The following is a 15,896-nucleotide window of genomic DNA, read 5'->3' on the forward strand; positions in this document are numbered from 1 at the left end:
AGGAGGGGCGGCATGCTGCAGGAGGGGGACGTCTTCGCGGGCTACGTCATCGAGCGACAGCTCGGCCGCGGTGGCATGGGCGTAACTCCGCCTTCGCTCCGGCCATGCGCGGGCATAGGACGGACTGCGTCCGGCAGCGCCTGTCGTGTTCGGTGTATCTGGCCAGGCATCCGCGCCTGCCCCGGCGTACCGCGCTGAAGCTGCTGAATCGGGAGATGTTCGCCGACAACGAGATTCGCGCCCGCTTCGAACGCGAGGCCGACCTCGTCGCGCAGTTGGACCACCCGAACATCGTCACCGTCTACGACCGCGGGGTCGAGGACTCGCAGTTGTGGATCTCGATGCGGTACGTCGACGGTTCCGACGCCGCCGAAGCAGGCCCGAACTCGCTCGCGCCGGACCGCGCCGTCCGGATCGTCGCCGAGACCGCCAAGGCGCTGGACTACGCGCACGGCATGGGCATCCTGCACCGCGACGTCAAACCCGCCAACATCCTGCTCGCCCGCGCGGGCGTGGACCAGGAACGCGTCTTCCTCACTGATTTCGGCATCGCGCGGCTGCGCGACGACGCGGGTCACCTGACCCAGACCGGCACCTTCACCGCCACCCTGGCCTACGCCTCGCCGGAACAGCTGACCGGTGCGCCGCTGGATGGGCGCACCGACCAGTATTCGCTGGCCTGCACGCTGTATTGGCTACTGGCCGGTGTGGTTCCGTTCGAATCGGCCAATCCCGCGGTCGTCATCCAGGGGCATTTGCAGCAGCCGCCGCCTGCGTTGAGCAGTCTTCGCCACGGACTGCCGGTCGCGCTGGACGGTGTGCTGGCGCGGGCGTTGTCGAAGCGTGCCGAGCAAAGATTCGGCAGCTGTTCGGAATTCGCGGAGGCGGCCGCGCGTGCGCTGTCAGGGGTGGCGATCGGCGGCGCGTCGGTGACACCGCCCCAGCCGTACTTCGCGGCGGCCCGGGCGCCGATGCCACACGGGCAGGTCGCTTCGCCGCCGATGTCACACGGGCCGGTCGGTCCGGCACCAGCGCCGATGGGCCACAGGCACGTCTATCCGGCGCCGATGGCACCCGGGCCACACGGCTCGAGGCCCATCGGGGAGCGCCGACGCTCGCCCCTCGTTCTGCTCGCGGTAATGGCCATTGTCGCGGTGCTCGCCGTCGGCGGTGTCGCCACGGCGGTGGCGCTCAACAGCTCGAAGGACCCCGCCGACATCGACCTCATCCATCAAGAATTCCCCGGCATGGTGCCCGCCGAGCGATTCGGCTCGGGCTTCCGAAATGCGAAGTGCGAGAGACGGACCACCCGGAGTACCGAGAGTTCGACCATGCAGCGCCCGGACTTCGGTAGTTGGACCGAAGCCTCGTTCTGCTACAGCGGTGACGGTGTCGGTCCGAACAGCCTCAACCCGCCCTACTACGAGTTCTACCGCTACAAGTCCGCCGCCGACGCCCGCGCGGTCGTCGCCGCACTCCCCGGCAACAAGCGCTCCGAGGACGCCCACGGATCGAAGACGTACACCAACTACACCCTCGACCGCCAAGAAGCCGGTTTCACCTACACCCGCATCGTCACCGTCTTCACCGGCGACAACGACCGCGAAACCCTTCTCATGTACACCCACAGCATGGAGGGCTCCCTCCACCTCGACCTGGAAGGTGTGCGGAAATGGTGGCGCGAAGCGCCGCTCTCGTGAGCTGTTGGGCGCCTGGTCGCGTTCGGATAAGCTGACCGTGCCCGAATGGGAACCGAGGGGGATTCTTCTGCGTCCTATCCTGTGAGGGCTTGTCGGCGCTGGATGTCAGGAGGGGTATGCGAGCCATGGGGATGTCGGAGCGGTTCGCGGTGGGCCTGGCGGTCGGCGGGGTCGCGGTGGTGGCGGTGTTGACGGGGTGCTCGTCGACGGTCGGTGGGAATGCGACGGAGGAGGGGAGTAGTCCTGTCTCCCATAACGAGTCGGTTCCGCTGTTCAATCCGTGTACGGATCTGTCGGATGAGGTGTTGCGGGGGGACAGATTGGATCCCGCTTCGAAGCGGGTGACCGTGGACAGTGAGACCAACGACGAGGCGTGGTGGAAGATCTGCAACTGGGACTCCACCGAAGGGCCGTATGGCGTGAGCATCTTCTCGACGCGGCGGACAGTACCGGAGCGTCGTGCGAACGAACAGAGCCTGGTGGTACAGGACGTCACCGTCGGGTCGCGGGCCGGCCTGGTCTCCACGAAGAGAAGTGATCCCGACAAGCTGACGTGCTACGTAAGCGTCCCGGCGGTTCAAGGAATGTTCGAGGTCGGAGTGACTTGGCTCTACAGCGAGCGCGGCTCGATGCCCGAGTCACCGCCGTGCGGAGTAGCGATACGGCATATGAACTACTTCGAACGACATCTCCCGAAGTGACCGTATCCATAGAGGCGTGAGATGCAGGAAGTCTGAGTAATCAAAGAGGGGATTGGCCGATGTCGGGCGATACGAGCTCGATGGACGATGCGCTCGCGCAGTGGCGCACCTACAAGCAGAAGGCCGAGTCCGGTGAGTTCCGAATGGACCCGCAGATCGGTGATGCGCTGCGTGGTCGCGCGCAGACCATGCTCGATGGGCTCGAAAAAGATCTGCTCCGTAGAGCCTCTGACCTTGGCCAGATAGGCGGTTTCGGAACGTTGCCTTCCGCCCAGGCTTTGAAGACGAAATTCGAGAACAAGGCAGTCAACGACCCCGACTCCGCGGTCAATCAGTTGAAGAAGCACATCGACCTCGTCACGTTGATGCGCGATACCTATGCCTTGTCGATTCGCAAGCTCTCCGAAACAGATCAGGCCAATGCCAGTCAACTGAACAATACGGATGTGTAAGCAGGCGTAATGGGGACTCCTCCGCACGAGTGGCTGGCCAACGTCGCCAGCTATGGCGTTCCGGTGATCGCGGTTCCGCGTCACGTGTACAACTTCTTCCACGCGCGATCCGAAGCGCAGACCCAAGAGGAAGACTTCGATGATCGCAAATCGAAGTATCAGAACCAGTGGGACACCGACCGGCAGATCGTCAACAAGACGTGGTCGGATCTGCAGTCGCAGTACGACGGCCGCTACGCGGACCGAGTCATCGTGGGAGACAAGCAGGAATCGTTCCTTTCGCAGTCGCACGAGTGGATCTACAACCACCTGAAGGACGTCAAGCAACTCGAGATCAACGAGGCCGCCAACGGCTGGCGCGATATGGTCCGCGAAGCCGAGCGTCTCGTCAACGACTTCTCCACCGGCGTGCAACGCGACATCGACGACTTCATGGAGGGGAAGACCGCCAACGCGGTGGTCGAGTCCACCAAGTCCTATGCGGACGAGATGAAGAAGCTGATCGTCACCTTCAACATGGTCGCCCGCGGATTGGATCTCACCGAGGGGTATCTGACCCAGGCGCAGCAGACCGTCGACGAGCCGCACAGCCTGTCGTTCATCGATCAGGTCATCGGTCACATTCCCGGCAACGGGGTTTTCAAGAGCGCTCAGTACCGCGCCGACGAAGCCGAGAATCGGGTGCGCGACTTCATGGATCGGGTGTATCAGCCCGGTGTCGTCAACGAAGTGGATCCGTACACGCCGATCCTGCCCGAGCCGAAGAGCACGATCGACGACAAGAAGGACGGGCCGATTCCTGGTCCGGGTCCTGGACCCGGTCCTGGTCCCGGTCCGGGTCCGGGACCAGGTGATCTGGGCACTGACGACCCGACGGACACGGAAGTCCCCGAGGATCCGACGACGGACGATCCGCAGAGCACCACTCCGCAGAGCACGACGCCGACGACTCCGACGTCGACAACGCCGGCTTCCACCATCCCTGCCGCGACGGTTCCCGATACCAAGCTGCCGAATACGGGTCTGCCGACGCCTTCTGGGCCGGGCCCGGGGGCACCGGGTCCGGGCGTGCCGACGGTACCGTCGCCCGGTCGGTCGGTGCCGGGCGGGAATGTTCCGGGGCAGTCGGGGCCGTCGGGCGGGTTGGCCAACAGTCGTCCGGCGGGCACCGGCCGGGCGGGCATGCCGGGCATGGGCGCGCCGGCGCCGGCTCGCGGTAAGGGTGACGACGACGATGAGCACAAGACGCCCGACTATTTGATCTATGACCATGGAGACGAATTGCTCGGGTCTCAGCCGCCCGCGCTTCCGCCGGGTGGAGTGATCGGCGGATGAGCGAAAACCATTGGCGTCTGGATGGTTTCATGTTCCAGCTGGCGCTGGAGGCGTTCGGGCGTGACCGGCTGCCGTATCCGTTGCGCTACACGGTCGAGGGCATCGAGGCGCACGACGACTACCTGCGTGCACGCGCCGAAGCCGGGCAGCGACTCGGCCGGATCGCCGATCATCGCCTGCACGGCGCATTGCAGGTGCTGCTCGAGCCGCAAGTCCGCGTCGAGGTGCACGGCTTCTTCGGGCGCGATTTCGCCCAGGTCGTTCGCATTCACGCGGGCGTGGACGGTGATTGGGCGACCGTCGCGGTGCAGTTGCCGGGTCCGACCCAGCAGTACGGCCGCGACGTGCTGCTCTGGCACTGTCCGGCACGCGCCGTCGCGCGGCATATCGTGGCCCACCTACCGAGATGCGCGGAGGGACGGCATTCTCCGATCCGGGGACGGCGCTCTGATCTGGGCCGGACGGATTACGCCCATCATCCGACCCGCCTGTCCCACACCGAAGAACTGAATCGCATCCTGCGGCGTCCCCGGTCCGGTCTCGGAGAGATCACCGTCTATCGGGGCGCGGCGTACGACAGCAGGCCGACGAACGACGGGCGTGGATTCCATTGGCTGGACTACCTTCCCGCGGACGGCAGGTATCTGCTCTATCACCAGGGCGGTGAGGATTTCACCGTCACGCCCGGTGGCCCCGAGGAGATCGAGCGTCAGTTGACCACCCTGATCGAGTCGACCTACCGCCCGGTTGCCCGTCGCTGGTGACCGCCGTCCTTTCCGGCGGATTCACGGGCGCCGCAACACTCACACCCCGTGTCCGCCCGGCGTCACCTTCCGAGATACACCACGACACCCGCGACGATCATGGCCGCGAACAGCACCACGAACACCCAGCTGAAACGCATCCAGTTGAGCGCGGGCCAGCGCTTCGGCTCCGCGCCGATCGCGCCCTGGAAGTACTGGAGACCGGGTGACCGGTAGTAGACGGGCGTCTGCGCGCCGGGATACACCGGCACCTCGGCCACCGCCTGCCCCATGTCCTCCCACCACACCTTGTTGAGGGTCCACCGCACCCATGCCGCGGGCCGACGAGTACGGACCTCCACCGTATAGTTACCGGGCTGGGCTGGGATGTGCGTCTCACCCCAGCTGGTATCCGGTATTTCGTTGCCGTTCACCAGGATTCGCGGACCTGTCGAGCCGTAGGCGAAAGCCAGCGGCCACGCCCGATAGTACTGGGCATCGACAGGATGCCCGTCGGGCCAGGCTCCGGCCGATAGGCCTCGAGCGGGTCCGGCGGTGCGGTAGACAACATCCGCCACCTGTTCCGCGGACTACCCGGTAGACCGTCTGCCGCGACATCCGGCCGCGACTCGTCCCAATGCTGTTTACGCACAGCGATCCTCCTCTTATGCACCGACCAGCGGTTCGACTCCGGCTAGGCGAGTTGCGGTTCTTACTTCGCTTGGTCTTCCGCGATCCCGATAACGACCGCCGTGCGGGCTTCTGTGTGGAGGCCTAGCTCCGTTCGGAGTGCGGGTTGCTACTTCATTCGACGTTGCGGTGATCCGATCGGTTCCATCGAATTCCGGTCACACCGCCTAGTGCGGATTCCCCGTCTCGCGGACGTGATCGACGTCGTGCCTTCTGCCGCTGCGTCTTTCGGTGTGCGGGCCGAAGAACCCGGACGGGCATCGCCCGGTGATCGGACTGGTTGGGCTGCTGCCGAGCCTGGTGCTCGACTGCCTCCGGCGCGCGCAAGGTCGAACGAACCCGCCGTCGGCAACGCCCGCTGATCGGCGATCTCGCGGATGCTGGTCGACCCCAGGGGGTGAATCGCAGCGCGTGGAATCGGCCGCCGATGGGTCAATTCTGGTTCGGGTGGAGGACGAGCATGCTGGTTGCACCGTGGTGGAATTCGTAGCGGGTGGGGCGGAGGGTGGTGGGGATGCCCTTGTGGTGCAGTTCCTTTCGGAGGTCGGTGACGAGGTCGTCTTGGTGGCGGCCGGTGTGGTCGACGAGGGGGTAGAGGCGGGTCTCGCCGCGGGTGACGCGGGAGAGTTCGAGTAGGGCGGCGAGGTGGAAGTCGGCGTCGAGGCGGTCGGCGTAGGTGAACAGCAGGTGCGAGCTCAGGGTGAGGTCGAAGCTGTTGTCCGCGAAGGGGAGTGCCGGCAGCTGGGCGGCGACGTAGCGGTCGGGGTTGGCGGCGAGATCGGCGCCGAAGCGGCCGGCGGCGGACAGCCGAACGGCTTGGAGGTGGTCCGGGTCGCCGTAGAAGTCCCAGCGGTAGCGGTCGTGATGTGCTCCGGCGTACGCGCTTCCGCGTTCGGTCTCGGTGCGGGCGAGCTCGCGCAGTTCGGCGGGGGGCTTTGCGTAGATGGGGTCGGTGGCGGTGACGTGCGCGCCGAGGGCGGCGGCTTCGGCGGTGAAACTCGCTGCGCCGCCGGGACAGTCGAGTACGCGGCGGCCGCGCAGGTCGGTGTCGGCGAGGTCGAAGATAGCGCGATACTCGGCCAAAGATCTTGCGCTGATCAGGAATTCACCGAGTGCGTCGGTTTCGGTGGGTGGCTTCATCCAAAAACCGTCTCATACGGTGCGCGAGCGCGACACCCGAATTTCGCGCGGTGGAAGATTTTTGGCGATATCCCCGCGCCGCGTGCAGGGCTTGGCGCGGGGATCGCCGATACCTCGGTGCGGGAATTGGGGTTCACCGAAGTACCACCGCCCAATTTACTTCCACACGGAATCAACGACGGATGTTTGTGAGCGGTATCACAGTTCGGTTGCGCGCGGTCAGACGCTGCTCGCCGTGAGTCGTTTCAACGCCTTCACGACCACCTCCGGATCGGCGGTCTCCCAGTACGGCGGGAGCGTCGCACGCAGGTAACCGCCGTAGCGGGCGGTGGCCAAACGAGAGTCGAGGATCGCGACGACACCGCGATCGTCCACGCTGCGCAGCAGCCTGCCGGTGCCCTGGGCGAGCAACAGTGCCGCGTGATTGGCCGCGACGGTGAGAAAGCCGTTGCCGCCGCGAGATTCGACCGCGCGCTGCCGCGCCGCGAGCAGCGGGTCGTCGGGCCGGGGGAACGGAATGCGGTCCAGGATCACCAGGCTCAGCGACGGGCCTGGCACGTCGACGCCCTGCCACAGCGACAGGGTGCCGAACAGCGAGGTCTCCGGATCGTCGGCGAACTTGCGGACCAGTGCGCCCGTCGAGTCCTCGCCCTGGCACAGCACCGGTGTGTTCAAGCGGTCGCGCAGCGCGTCGGTGGCGGCGCGGGCGGCGCGCATGGAGGAGAAGAGGCCGAGGGTGCGTCCGCCCGCCGCGTCGATCAGGCGCTCGATCTCGTCGAGGTAGGCGGGCGGCAGACCGTCGCGGCCCGGCGGCGGCAGATGTTTGGCGACGTAGAGGATGCCCGACTTGGCGTGGTCGAAGGGGGATCCGACGTCGAGCGAACTCCAGCGCACGGTTTCGGTGTCGGACGGCGCCTGGGCGCCGTTGGCCGTCCCGGTGTCGGGGCGGTTCGCGGACTGCGCGGGCAATCCCCAGGTGACCGCGAGCCCGTCGAACGATCCGCCGATTTGCAGGGTGGCCGAGGTGAGCACGACGGTGGCGGTGCCGAACAGCCGCGAGCGCAGCAACCCGCCCACCGACAGCGGCGCCATGCGCAACGTCTTGCGCGGCACGCCGCCGCGCGCGTCCTCGGCCGCCAGCCAGATGACGTCGCGCCGGGATGCCGGATCGGGTTCGTCGAACGCGGTGAGCGCGCGGACGGCGCTGTCGTGCACCTCGTCGATCGCGGCCAGCGCCAGGGTGCGCGCGGCCGCCGTGTCGGGATCGCCCTGCGCGGTGCTGCTGCCGGGCGGCGCGAGTTCGGTGCGGGCGTTCCACGCGGCATCGCGCACCAGGGCCAGCACCTGGGCGACGCCGTCGGGCATCGTGTCCCAGCGGGCCGGCGGCAACGCGTCGAGGACCTCGTGCCAGGCCTCGGCCGCTCCTTCCAACCGGTCGAGCTCGCGTTCGTCGATGAGTTTGGCGCAGCGGCGGGCGGCGGCGCTGATCGCGGTCGGCGCCAGCTCGGCGGTGGCCACTCCGGTGACCCGGTCGACCAGCTCGTGCGCTTCGTCGATGACGACGACATCGTGTTCGGGCAGCACCTGGATGCCACTGATGGCATCGATGGCGAGCAGCGCATGGTTGGTCACCACCACGTCGGCCTGTGCCGACTCGGCGCGGGCGCGCTCGGCGTAGCAGTCCTGGCCGAACGGGCAGCGCGACTTGCCGAGGCACTCGCGCGAGGACACGCTGACCTGGCGCCAGGCGCGGTCGGTGACGCCAGGCGCGAGTTCGTCGCGATCGCCGGTCTCGGTGTTGGACGCCCAGTCGTTGAGGCGCTGCACCTCGCGGCCGAGGCGGGAGATGGCGAACGCGTCGAAGAGCTCGGCCTCGGCGGGCTCGTCGGGAATGGCGCTGTTGATCTTGTTGAGGCACAGATAGTTGTTGCGGCCCTTGAGAATCGCGAAGCGGGCCGGACGGCCGAGCGGCTTGGCCAGCGCCTCGGCCAGGCGCGGAAGGTCGCGGTCCACCAGCTGGCGCTGTAGCGCGATCGTCGCGGTCGAGACCACCACCGTGCGCCCGGTGCGCACCGCATGCCGCAGGCTCGGCACCAGGTAGGCCAGCGACTTGCCGGTCCCGGTCCCGGCCTGCACGGCCAGATGCTCCTTGGTGTCGATCGCGTGGTCGACGGCCGCCGCCATCGTCACCTGCCCGGAGCGCTCCTTGCCGCCGAGCGCGTGCACGGCGGTGGCCAAAAGGTCGGAGACGGGGGGCAGCTCGGGCACGCGTGCAGCCTACTGCTCGGCACCGACACGGTTCACCGGTCGGGCCGGACGAAGTCGTCCAGGTTGGCGCGCGCGTACTCCAGCACGCGTTGCTGGAAATCCGCGGGCTCGTTGGCGTCGTAGAGCGCGTCCGCACGGTTCTTCCGCGAGCTGTCCGGCGGCTGCCTGATCTGGTCGGGGTTCTCGAGCACGGCGTACTCGTCGTCCCAGAGCCGATCCAGGTCGGCGTCGTCGTGCGATTCCGCGAGCGCCTCGTAGCCGGCGACGACCACCGCGGCCGCCAGCCCCGGCATACCCGCGGCCCGCAGCGCGCCGGGCAGCCAGGGGAGTTCGTCGACCCGCCGCGCGAGATAGCGGCCGAAGCCGCCCGCGTCGATGTGCTCGTCCAGCGCGGCGAGCACCATCAGGTTGGCGAAGGCGGGCGGCAGCGCGGTGCGGCGGCGGACCGGGTCGGCACGCAGTTCCTCGGTCGCGGGGTTGGACCAGAAGACGATGTCCGCGGCGCGGGCGATGTCGTCGGCGTCGGCGAGCGCTCGGGCGACGGCGGCGCGGGCGCTCGCCGGAAATCGGTAATCCACGGGGGTGGACCCTAGAGGGCGCTGCGAGGTCCGGCCGCGCCGGGACGAGCGAAGTCCGCTAGCGGACGGGCAGTTCCCCCGCGACGTCGATGCCCGAGGTCCGCATCTCGTCGATGGCCTTGTCGGTCGTCGCCCGCGCCACCCCAGCGGTCAGATCCAGCAGCACGCGCGTCTCGAATCCGGCCGACCTGGCGTCCAACGCGGTGGCGCGCACGCAGTGATCGGTGGCGATGCCGACCACGTCGACGGTGTCGACGTCGTGTTCGCGCAGCCACTCGGCCAGGATGACGCCTTCGGCGGTCGCGCCCTCGAAACCCGAATAGGCGGCGGAGTATTCGCCCTTCGAGAAGACGGCCTGGATCGGTGCGGTGTCCAGCTTCGGGTGGAACTCGGCGCCGGGGGTGCCCGCGCGGCAGTGCGGGGGCCAGCTGTCCACGTAATCCGGGTCGGCGGAGAAGTGCGCGCCCGGGTCGACGTGATAGTCGCGGGTCGCGACGACCGCGGCGTACTCGCCGGTGGCCGCGTGGTCGCTGATGCGTTCGGCGACCGCGGCGCCTCCTTCGACGGCCAGCGAACCGCCTTCGCAGAAGTCGTTCTGCACGTCGACGATGATCAACGCCCGGTTCATCTCATGACACCTTTCGCGTGATGTAAACGAAGACTACCCCGCCGGTGATTACCTCTTGCCGCCTCGTCTCGCGCGGCGAATTCGGTTCGTACTGGAGGAATCATGAGCCATGTAGCGAAGAGGTGCGCCGGGATCGGTGTCGGGTCCGGCGCGGGCTACACCGCCGCCTCGCTTGCCATGAACGGCGACTGGCCGAGCGGCGTCGAATGGGTCGTCCTCGCGGCAGGCGGAATCCTGGTCGCCGTGATCGCGGCACTGATCGTGCTGCTGCTCGCCGCGGTCGGCAACCGACGCGCCGACGACCCACGGTGACCACCACCGCGCCTGACACGGTGAAGGTCACCTCGGGTCGGTTACCTCAGCTCAGGAATGTCGTCGGAATTGCGGGCTCGCCGTCGGAGAGCTTCAACCCTTCCCACGGCAGGCTGATCAGACCGCTCGACACCAGCGCTCGACTCTCGGCCAAGGTCGGTAGTCCGTCGACGACCTTGCCGTCACGGACCAGCGGGACCAGCAGCTGTCGCGCCTCGAACTCGCCGGTCTCGGGCGCGGGGCCGGTCGCCGGGTAGACGATCTCCTCGACGATGGTGCCGGTATCGCGCGCCAGCCGAACGGCTTTCTTGGTGCCGCCGCGCGACTCCTTGTGGCTGCTGCGCTTGGCGACCGGCAACCCGTCCACCTCGACCAGCTTGTAGACCATGCCCGCTGTCGGCGCGCCCGAACCGGTGACGAGCGCGGTGCCGACGCCGTACACGTCGACGGGTTCGGCGCGCAGCGCGGCGATCGCGTTCTCGTCCAGATCACCCGAGACGATGATGCGGGTCTTCTTCGCGCCGAGCCGGTCGAGCTGATCGCGCACCTGCCTGGCCAGCACGCCGAGATCGCCGGAATCGATACGCACACCGCCGAGTTCGGTGCCCGCGACCTCGATCGCGGCGGCCACGCCATCGGTGATGTCGAAAGTGTCGACCAGCAGGGTGGTGCCGACGCCGAGCGTCTGGACCTGGCTGCGGAAGGCGGCGGCCTCGTGCGCGCCGTCGGCGCCGCTGTGCAGCAGGGTGAAGGCGTGCGCGCTGGTGCCGGCGCCAGGCAGTCCGTAGCGGCGCACCGCCTCCAAGTTGGACGTGGCATCGAAGCCCGCGAGATAGGCGGCCCTGGACGCCGATGGCGCGGCCAGTTCGTGGGTGCGCCGCGAACCCATCTCGATCATCCTGCGTCCCGCCGCGGCGCTCACCATACGCGCCGCGGCGGAGGCGATCGCGCTGTCGTGGTTGAGGATCGACAGGACCAGCGTCTCCAGCAGGACGCACTCACCGAAACTGCCGCGCACCGAAAGGATCGGCGAACCCGGGAAATACAACTCGCCCTCGGCGTAGCCGTCGATGTCGCCGGTGAACCGGTAGTCGCGCAGCCAGTTCAGCGTCCGCTCGTCCAGGAATTCGGCGACGATCGCCAGCTCGGATTCGCCGAACCGGAAGTCCGCGAGCGCGTCGAGCAAACGTCCGGTTCCGGCGACGACGCCGTAGCGGCGGCCGTGTGGCAAGCGTCTGGCGAATACCTCGAAGGTGCAGGTGCGATGCGCGGAGCCGTCGGCGAGCGCGGCGGCCAGCATGGTGAGTTCGTACTGGTCGGTCAGCAGCGCGGTGCTGGCGACGGCGTCGCGGTGGTCCACACCGGCCACTGTAGCCAGCGGGACGCGCGGGGCGGGCGGTGCGCGGGTGTTGTATCTCCGGAGTCGAGTCGTACCCTGGACGTTATGAGCTTGTGCGAAACGAACTCGACACTGTCGGCGGCACAGGCGACTCCGGAAGCGGTCGAGTACACCGAGATCCTGGAGGCGGAGGACCGTCCGTGGGTGACCGTGGTGTGGGATGACCCGGTCAACTTGATGCACTACGTCACCTACATATTCCAGAAGCTCTTCGGGTACAGCAAAGCCAAGGCGACCGAATTGATGCTGCAGGTGCACAACGAAGGAAAGGCTGTGGTGTCGTCCGGATCGCGCGACAAAATGGAGCAAGACGTCCGTCGACTGCACGCGGCAGGCCTGTGGGCGACCATGCAGCGGGACGACTGATCGGTACGACTACCCTGGCGCTCGTGCGTGAACGGAGCAGGCGCGGTGCGTAAGTGGAGCCGCAAGAACTCGTTGAGCGGCCTCAAATTGCGGACCGAGATGGACGCGAGAGAGGCCGGAGTACTGCGCTCCCTGGTCGGCGCGGTGTCCGGGCTGCTTTCCGAGCGATCGCAGTCCGCGCCCGAGGACGAACTCGCCGCGCTCACCGGCCTGCGCACGGGCAACACGGCCCCGCCGGACGACCCGCGGCTGTTGCGGCTGCTGCCGGACTTCCATCGCGCCGAGCCGGGTTCCCCCGACGCCGAGCGCGCCGACTTGAACAGTGCCCTGCGCGGCCTGCACGAGCCGGAGATCATCGACAGCAAGCTGGCCGCGGGAGCGGTGGTGCTCGACACCGTCCCGCCGGACGGCGGCAAGATCGTGCTCACCCCGGAACAGGCCGACGCGTGGCTCACCGCGCTCACCGACGTCCGGCTCGCGCTGGGCACCGTGCTGGGGATCGAGGCCGACACGCCCGACCATCTGGATCCCGATGATCCGCGCGGTCCGCATTTGGACGTCTACCACTGGTTGACCTGGATGCAGGACACGTTGCTGCAAGCCCTGGCTCCCTGACCATGAACGCAGCGCCGGGCCCACGCGATTCGCTCACCGACGTCGCAGGGCTCCTCGTCGGCCACCATCACGCCCTCGACCCCGACGCCACCCTCGGTTCGGGCGCGGCCACCGGCTGCACGGTGATTCGCGCACCGGGCGGCGCGGTCGCCGCGGTCGACGTGCGCGGCGGCGGACCCGGCACCCGCGAGACCGATCTGCTCGACCCGTCCAACACCGTCCGCCAAGTCCACGCGATCCTGCTCACCGGCGGCAGCGCCTACGGTCTCGCGGCCGCCGACGGCGTCATGCGCTGGCTCGAGGAGCAGGGCGAAGGCATTCCGATGGACCCCGAGGACGCCGACCGGGTGGTGCCGATCGTGCCGGGCGCGGTGATCTTCGACCTCCCGGTCGGCGACTGGTACGCGCGCCCGACCGCCGATTTCGGCTACCGGGCCGCCGCCGCGGCATCCGCCGATTTCGAGCGCGGCTCGGTCGGCGCGGGTGTCGGTGCGCGCGCCGGATCGATCAAAGGCGGCATCGGCAGCGCGAGTCTCGTGCTCGACGACGGTCCGGCCGCGGGCGCCACCGTCGCCGCGCTGGTGGTCGCCAACCCGGTCGGTTCGGTGTTCGATCCACGCACCGGCCTGCCCTGGGGAGTAGGCACCGACGGACCCGGGCGGTTCGGCTTGCGTCCGGCGAGTCCGGAAAAGCTGGCAAGCGCGAACGCGTTGCCGGTGAAAGGCACCGTCCTCAACACCACGATCGGCGTCGTCGCCACCGACGCGCCGCTGGAACCGGCCGGATGCCGCCGGATGGCCACCACCGCGCACGACGGTCTCGCCCGCGCCATCCGGCCCGCGCACTCGCCCCTCGACGGCGACACCTTGTTCGCCGTGTCCACCGGCACCGCTCGGATCGCGCCCGTCCCGCTCCCGCCCGCCTTCCCGGACGACCTGCTACTCCTCGACGCCCTCTGCACCGCCGCCGCCCTCTGCGTCGAACGCGCCATCGTGAACGCCATCCTCACCGCCACCCCCGTCGCCCACATCCCCACCTACACCAACCTCTTCCTCGACTGACGCCACACACCTTTCGCACAGACGCGCCGCGCGACACGCCGTACCGGTGAGCAGAACCTGTGTGCCGACGAACGGGGGAAACGAGGACCGGGGAACGAGGCGCCGGGAATAGGCGAATATTCTGGCTCGTTGTCGGCTGTGACCGGTCGGCGAAGATATGCGGAAGGGTTCGACTAGTGCTGGTGATCAGAGCCGACCTCGTGGAGGCGATGGTGGCGCACGCCCGCGCCGACCACCCCGACGAGGCCTGCGGGGTCATCGCGGGCCCGGAAGGGTCCGATCGCCCGGAGCGATTCATCGCGATGGTCAACGCCGAACGCTCGCCGACCTTCTACCGCTTCGACTCCGGCGAACAGCTGAAGGTGTGGCGCGAGATGGACGCGGCCGACGAGGAGCCGGTGGTGATCTACCACTCGCACACCTCCACCGAGGCCTACCCCAGCCGCACGGACATCTCCTACGCGTCCGAGCCCAACGCGCACTACGTGCTGGTCTCGACGCGCGACCCCGAACAGCACGAGCTGCGCAGCTACCGGATCCTGGACGGCGAGGTCACCGAGGAACCGGTGCGGATCGTCGCCGCCTACGAGACCGCCTGACCCCGAGCCCTGACGAAAACCGAGGAGTACCCATGTCGGTAACCGTGTCCATCCCGACCATCATGCGCGGTCTCACCAACGACCAGAAGCGCGTGCAGGCCGAGGGCGAGACGCTGTCCGCGCTGATCGACAACCTCGACGCCAACCACCCCGGCCTTGCCGAGCGCCTGCTGAAGGACGGCAAGCTGAACCGCTTCGTCAACATCTACATCGATGACGAGGACGTCCGCTTCGTCGGTGGTCTGGCCGCCGAGGTGCCCGAGGGCGCGAGCGTCACCATCCTGCCCGCCGTCGCCGGTGGCGCGCGGACGCACGTCGACCGGATCAGCTGAGTCCGTGGCCCGCTACGAATCGCTGATCGCGACCCTCGGCAACACCCCGCTGGTCGGCCTGCGCACGCTGTCCCCGCAGTGGGACGGCGAGAACCACGTGCGGCTGTGGGCCAAGCTGGAGGATCGCAATCCCACCGGGTCGATCAAGGACCGCCCCGCCCTGCGCATGATCGAGCAGGCCGAGGCCGACGGTCTGCTGCGGCCCGGCTGCACCATCCTTGAGCCCACCAGCGGCAACACCGGCATCTCGCTGGCGATGGCGGCCAAGCTCAAGGGTTACCGGCTGGTGTGCGTGATGCCGGAGAACACCTCGGTGGAGCGGCGTCAGCTGCTCACAATGTTCGGTGCGGAGATCATCGATTCGCCCGCGGCGGGCGGCTCCAACCAGGCGGTGGCCAAGGCGAAGGAGATCGCCGCGGCCAACCCCGACTGGGTCATGCTCTACCAGTACGGCAATCCCGCCAACGCGCTCGCCCACTACGAGACGACCGGACCGGAGCTGCTCGCGGACCTGCCCGAGATCACGCACTTCGTCGCGGGGCTGGGCACCACGGGCACCCTGATGGGCACCGGGCGCTTCCTGCGCGAGAAGGTCCCGAACATCGAAATCGTCGCCGCCGAACCGCGATACGGCGAGCTCGTCTACGGCCTGCGCAACATCGACGAGGGCTTCATCCCCGAACTGTACGAGGAGTCCGTGCTGACCAGCCGCTTCTCGGTCGGCCCGTTCGACGCCGTCAAGCGCACCCGCGAGCTGGTGCTCGAGGAGGGCATTTTCGCGGGCATCTCGACCGGAGCCATCCTGCACGCCGCGCTCGGCGTCGCGCGCAAGGCGGTCAAGGCGGAAACGCGCGCCGACATCGCGTTCGTGGTGGCCGACGGCGGCTGGAAGTACCTGTCGACCGGCGCCTACGACGGCACGCTGGAAGAAGCGGAGGAGCGGCTGGAAGGCCAGCTCTGGGCTTGAGCGACACGGG

Annotated in this window: 18 protein-coding genes; 12 read left to right on the forward strand and 6 right to left on the reverse strand. The window is 68.1% G+C overall.

The window, feature by feature from the left end:
• Nucleotides 1–104: 104 nt before the first annotated feature.
• The 5 genes from CRP45_RS14410 to CRP45_RS14430 all read left to right on the forward strand — a co-directional run bounded on the left by CRP45_RS14410 (nt 105) and on the right by CRP45_RS14430 (nt 4,952).
• A complete protein-coding gene (locus CRP45_RS14410) occupies nt 105–1,700 on the forward strand; it encodes a protein kinase domain-containing protein (RefSeq protein WP_101750185.1) in 1,596 nt (531 codons plus the stop codon).
• A gap of 89 nt (nt 1,701–1,789) precedes the next feature.
• Nucleotides 1,790–2,401 (forward strand): DUF3558 domain-containing protein, encoded by a 612-nt coding sequence (locus CRP45_RS14415; protein ID WP_143861432.1) that lies wholly within the window; start codon nt 1,790–1,792, stop codon nt 2,399–2,401.
• A gap of 59 nt (nt 2,402–2,460) precedes the next feature.
• Nucleotides 2,461–2,853: a hypothetical protein gene (locus CRP45_RS14420; RefSeq protein ID WP_143861433.1), complete on the forward strand. Its 393-nt coding sequence runs from the start codon at nt 2,461–2,463 to the stop codon at nt 2,851–2,853.
• 9 nt (nt 2,854–2,862) lie between these two features.
• On the forward strand, nt 2,863–4,188 hold the full coding sequence (locus tag CRP45_RS14425) for a hypothetical protein (RefSeq protein WP_097245532.1): 1,326 nt from the start codon (nt 2,863–2,865) through the stop codon (nt 4,186–4,188).
• Entirely contained in the window at nt 4,185–4,952 is a 768-nt protein-coding gene (locus tag CRP45_RS14430) for an ESX secretion-associated protein EspG (protein ID WP_097245533.1), read from the forward strand. Before CRP45_RS14425 ends, CRP45_RS14430 begins: the two co-directional genes overlap by 4 nt.
• Nucleotides 4,953–5,014: 62 nt before the next feature.
• On the opposite strand, the gene CRP45_RS33340 is transcribed toward CRP45_RS14430, so the two are convergent.
• The 5 genes from CRP45_RS33340 to CRP45_RS14455 all read right to left on the reverse strand — a co-directional run bounded on the left by CRP45_RS33340 (nt 5,015) and on the right by CRP45_RS14455 (nt 10,235).
• Nucleotides 5,015–5,509 carry a hypothetical protein gene (locus CRP45_RS33340; RefSeq protein ID WP_143861434.1) on the reverse strand — a complete coding sequence of 165 codons (495 nt, stop codon included), beginning with the start codon at nt 5,507–5,509 and terminating at the stop codon, nt 5,015–5,017.
• Between the two features lie 544 nt (nt 5,510–6,053).
• Complete coding sequence (locus CRP45_RS14440) at nt 6,054–6,761, reverse strand: class I SAM-dependent methyltransferase (protein ID WP_245910144.1); 708 nt, start codon at nt 6,759–6,761, stop codon at nt 6,054–6,056.
• 219 nt (nt 6,762–6,980) lie between these two features.
• The gene (locus tag CRP45_RS14445; RefSeq protein WP_097245535.1) at nt 6,981–9,029 is read right to left on the reverse strand and encodes an ATP-dependent DNA helicase; all 2,049 of its coding nucleotides are present in this window, start codon (nt 9,027–9,029) and stop codon (nt 6,981–6,983) included.
• Between the two features lie 32 nt (nt 9,030–9,061).
• Nucleotides 9,062–9,607, reverse strand: a complete 546-nt coding sequence (locus CRP45_RS14450; protein WP_097245536.1) for a DMP19 family protein — start codon at nt 9,605–9,607, stop codon at nt 9,062–9,064.
• 58 nt (nt 9,608–9,665) lie between these two features.
• The gene (locus CRP45_RS14455) at nt 9,666–10,235 is read right to left on the reverse strand and encodes a nicotinamidase (protein ID WP_097245537.1); all 570 of its coding nucleotides are present in this window, start codon (nt 10,233–10,235) and stop codon (nt 9,666–9,668) included.
• A 102-nt stretch (nt 10,236–10,337) separates the two neighbouring features.
• Between CRP45_RS14455 and CRP45_RS14460 the strand changes: the two genes are divergently transcribed.
• Nucleotides 10,338–10,547, forward strand: a complete 210-nt coding sequence (locus CRP45_RS14460) for a hypothetical protein (protein WP_097245538.1) — start codon at nt 10,338–10,340, stop codon at nt 10,545–10,547.
• Nucleotides 10,548–10,593: 46 nt separating this feature from the next.
• Here the strand turns inward: CRP45_RS14460 and CRP45_RS14465 are convergent, their stop codons facing one another.
• Nucleotides 10,594–11,907, reverse strand: a complete 1,314-nt coding sequence (locus tag CRP45_RS14465; RefSeq protein WP_097246068.1) for a nicotinate phosphoribosyltransferase — start codon at nt 11,905–11,907, stop codon at nt 10,594–10,596.
• Between the two features lie 84 nt (nt 11,908–11,991).
• On the opposite strand from CRP45_RS14465, the gene clpS reads away from it, so the two are divergent.
• From clpS to CRP45_RS14495, 6 genes are all read left to right on the forward strand, one after another.
• Nucleotides 11,992–12,312: an ATP-dependent Clp protease adapter ClpS gene (gene clpS / locus CRP45_RS14470; protein WP_067790717.1), complete on the forward strand. Its 321-nt coding sequence runs from the start codon at nt 11,992–11,994 to the stop codon at nt 12,310–12,312.
• 45 nt (nt 12,313–12,357) lie between these two features.
• The gene (gene aosR / locus CRP45_RS14475; RefSeq protein ID WP_067790788.1) at nt 12,358–12,927 is read left to right on the forward strand and encodes an oxidative stress transcriptional regulator AosR; all 570 of its coding nucleotides are present in this window, start codon (nt 12,358–12,360) and stop codon (nt 12,925–12,927) included.
• A gap of 2 nt (nt 12,928–12,929) precedes the next feature.
• A complete protein-coding gene (locus CRP45_RS14480) occupies nt 12,930–13,988 on the forward strand; it encodes a P1 family peptidase (RefSeq protein WP_097245539.1) in 1,059 nt (352 codons plus the stop codon).
• Between the two features lie 176 nt (nt 13,989–14,164).
• Entirely contained in the window at nt 14,165–14,587 is a 423-nt protein-coding gene (locus tag CRP45_RS14485; protein ID WP_097245540.1) for a M67 family metallopeptidase, read from the forward strand.
• Nucleotides 14,588–14,619: 32 nt separating this feature from the next.
• Nucleotides 14,620–14,919 (forward strand): MoaD/ThiS family protein, encoded by a 300-nt coding sequence (locus CRP45_RS14490; RefSeq protein WP_067790711.1) that lies wholly within the window; start codon nt 14,620–14,622, stop codon nt 14,917–14,919.
• Between the two features lie 4 nt (nt 14,920–14,923).
• Entirely contained in the window at nt 14,924–15,886 is a 963-nt protein-coding gene (locus CRP45_RS14495) for a PLP-dependent cysteine synthase family protein (RefSeq protein ID WP_097245541.1), read from the forward strand.
• Nucleotides 15,887–15,896: the final 10 nt, after the last annotated feature.

This window comes from Nocardia amikacinitolerans (assembly GCF_900215415.1).
Classification (GTDB): Bacteria; Actinomycetota; Actinomycetes; order Mycobacteriales; family Mycobacteriaceae; genus Nocardia; species Nocardia amikacinitolerans.

Bases quoted from the DNA above. Each gene is read 5' to 3' on its own strand.
- CRP45_RS14410 (WP_101750185.1), top strand. From the start codon at position 105: ATGCGCGGGCATAGGACGGACTGCGTCCGGCAGCGCCTGTCGTGTTCG.
- CRP45_RS14420 (WP_143861433.1), top strand. From the start codon at position 2,461: ATGTCGGGCGATACGAGCTCGATGGACGATGCGCTCGCGCAGTGGCGC.
- CRP45_RS14425 (WP_097245532.1), top strand. From the start codon at position 2,863: ATGGGGACTCCTCCGCACGAGTGGCTGGCCAACGTCGCCAGCTATGGC.
- CRP45_RS14430 (WP_097245533.1), top strand. From the start codon at position 4,185: ATGAGCGAAAACCATTGGCGTCTGGATGGTTTCATGTTCCAGCTGGCG.
- CRP45_RS14440 (WP_245910144.1), bottom strand. From the start codon at position 6,761: ATGAAGCCACCCACCGAAACCGACGCACTCGGTGAATTCCTGATCAGC.
- CRP45_RS14455 (WP_097245537.1), bottom strand. From the start codon at position 10,235: ATGAACCGGGCGTTGATCATCGTCGACGTGCAGAACGACTTCTGCGAA.
- CRP45_RS14460 (WP_097245538.1), top strand. From the start codon at position 10,338: ATGAGCCATGTAGCGAAGAGGTGCGCCGGGATCGGTGTCGGGTCCGGC.
- clpS (WP_067790717.1), top strand. From the start codon at position 11,992: ATGAGCTTGTGCGAAACGAACTCGACACTGTCGGCGGCACAGGCGACT.
- CRP45_RS14480 (WP_097245539.1), top strand. From the start codon at position 12,930: ATGAACGCAGCGCCGGGCCCACGCGATTCGCTCACCGACGTCGCAGGG.
- CRP45_RS14490 (WP_067790711.1), top strand. From the start codon at position 14,620: ATGTCGGTAACCGTGTCCATCCCGACCATCATGCGCGGTCTCACCAAC.